The sequence below is a fragment of the Sandarakinorhabdus sp. genome (assembly GCF_040398645.1).
Classification (GTDB): Bacteria; Pseudomonadota; Alphaproteobacteria; order Sphingomonadales; family Sphingomonadaceae; genus Sandarakinorhabdus.
On sequence record NZ_JBBATR010000004.1, the window covers coordinates 1 to 1,770 of the forward strand.

At 62.5% G+C, this 1,770-nt stretch carries 2 protein-coding genes; one reads left to right on the forward strand and one right to left on the reverse strand.

The features are described 5' to 3' along the window. Positions 1-450: 450 nt before the first annotated feature. Positions 451-1,581, forward strand: coding sequence for an NAD(P)-dependent alcohol dehydrogenase (locus ABWP50_RS01570; protein WP_353216231.1), 1,131 nt, complete (start codon positions 451-453; stop codon positions 1,579-1,581). Between the two features lie 12 nt (positions 1,582-1,593). On the opposite strand, the gene ABWP50_RS01575 is transcribed toward ABWP50_RS01570, so the two are convergent. Then, positions 1,594-1,755: a DUF6883 domain-containing protein gene (locus ABWP50_RS01575; protein WP_353216318.1), complete on the reverse strand. Its 162-nt coding sequence runs from the start codon at positions 1,753-1,755 to the stop codon at positions 1,594-1,596. Positions 1,756-1,770: the final 15 nt, after the last annotated feature.

A 1,770-nucleotide genomic window follows, 5' to 3' on the forward strand; every position in this document is an offset into this window, starting at 1 on the left:
CATTCTGGCGGTCGTTACGGCCATTTTCAGGCGTTTGCGCCAACAGCACCGGCCAGGACATCAACATTGCGGCGGCGATCAGGACAGAGAGGTTGCGCATCGGGCTTCCTTTTGTGGTTTCTTGACGACTCAATGCTTCAGCGCCCGAATTGGTTGCATCAGCATGATCGGCAGTCCCGCTTCACCACATGCCGGCGGCAACCGGCTGCGGTGCCCGATATCGGCCGTGCGGGCGGCCGTGCGGGCGGCCGTGCGGGCGGGATGCGTTCGGTCATACCTGTCGCCGCCTTGAAGGTCCGCCTGGTGCCGTTTTGGGCGCCGCTGGCACATGGGCGCTGGTCCGATCGCCATGCTCGCTGCACGCCGTGGACGTTTTTGTCGGACCCAAGGCATCGAAACCAGACCCGGCACGTTGTTCAGCAGCAATCACCAACCCGGAAGGCACCATCCATGACCGTTATCGGCTATGGCGCACTCAGCGCACATCAGAAGCTTCAGGCAGTCAGCTTTGATCGCGAACCGCTGCGTGATGGAGAGGTTGAAATCGACATAGAATTCTGTGGCGTGTGCCATTCCGATATCCACCAATGCGCCGATGATTGGGAGAATAGCGTCTGGCCGTGCGTGCCGGGCCACGAGATCGTCGGCACCGTCATCAAGATCGGCGCTGGGGTGCGCAAGTTCGCAATCGGTGACACGGTCGGCGTCGGCTGCATGGTCAACAGTTGCCAGGTTTGCGCTGCCTGCAAGGCCGGTGACGAGCAATATTGCACCGGGCCAAAAAGCGCCACGTTCACCTACAACGGTCCCAAGTTGCCCGACGGCAGCAACAGCTATGGCGGCTTCAGTGACAGCATCACGGTTCGCGAAGAGTTCGTGCTGGCAATCCCTGCGGCCATCAGCCCGGCGCAGGCCGCGCCAATCCTGTGCGCCGGCGTGACGACCTATTCACCGATGAAGCATTTCGGCCTGAAGCCGGGGCAGTCGCTGGGCGTTGCGGGGATCGGCGGGCTGGGGCACATGGCAGTTCAGATCGGCAAGGCACTGGGCGCCGCGGTGACCGCCTTCACGACGACGGCTGACAAGATTGATGCCGTGGCGGCGCTTGGCGCAGACAGAGTGATCGTCATGGACGACGCTGCCGATGTCGCCGCTGCCGCGCAGACGCTGGACATTATGATCGACACCATTCCCTATCCGCATGATCTGGCCGACTATCTTGGCTTCATGAAACCCGGATCGACTCTGGTTGTTGTCGGCAACATGATGGAGTTTGCGGCGTTCAATCCGGGGCCGCTGGTGTTCAACAGGATTGCGGTGGCAGGCTCGCTGATCGGCGGCATCGCCGAAACCCAGGCGGTGCTCAACCTGTGCGCCGAACACGGCATCCGGCCCGAGATCGAGATGATCGAGATGGCCGATATCAACCACGCGTTCGACCGCATCAAGGCCGGCGACGTGCGGTTCCGCCACGTCATCGACATGGCCTCGCTCAAGGCGGAGAAGGCAGCAATCGCCAAGGGCTGCGAACATCTGCCAGCGCCAACACGCGGCGAGCCGGTAAACCGCAAGACGGCGTGAGGCGCCGCGCCGTTACTTATGTGCGGGTTGCAGCCTCGCGCGCGGGTAGGCGGTAACCAGACGCGGCCGATCGCCGTTCGCGTCGATGATCCACACGCTGGTGATACATGGATTGCGCGCGTCCGGTGACGGCATGTTGCAGTGCACCACGAATTTGCGCCCGTGCGGATTGATTAGCGTTTCGGCGAC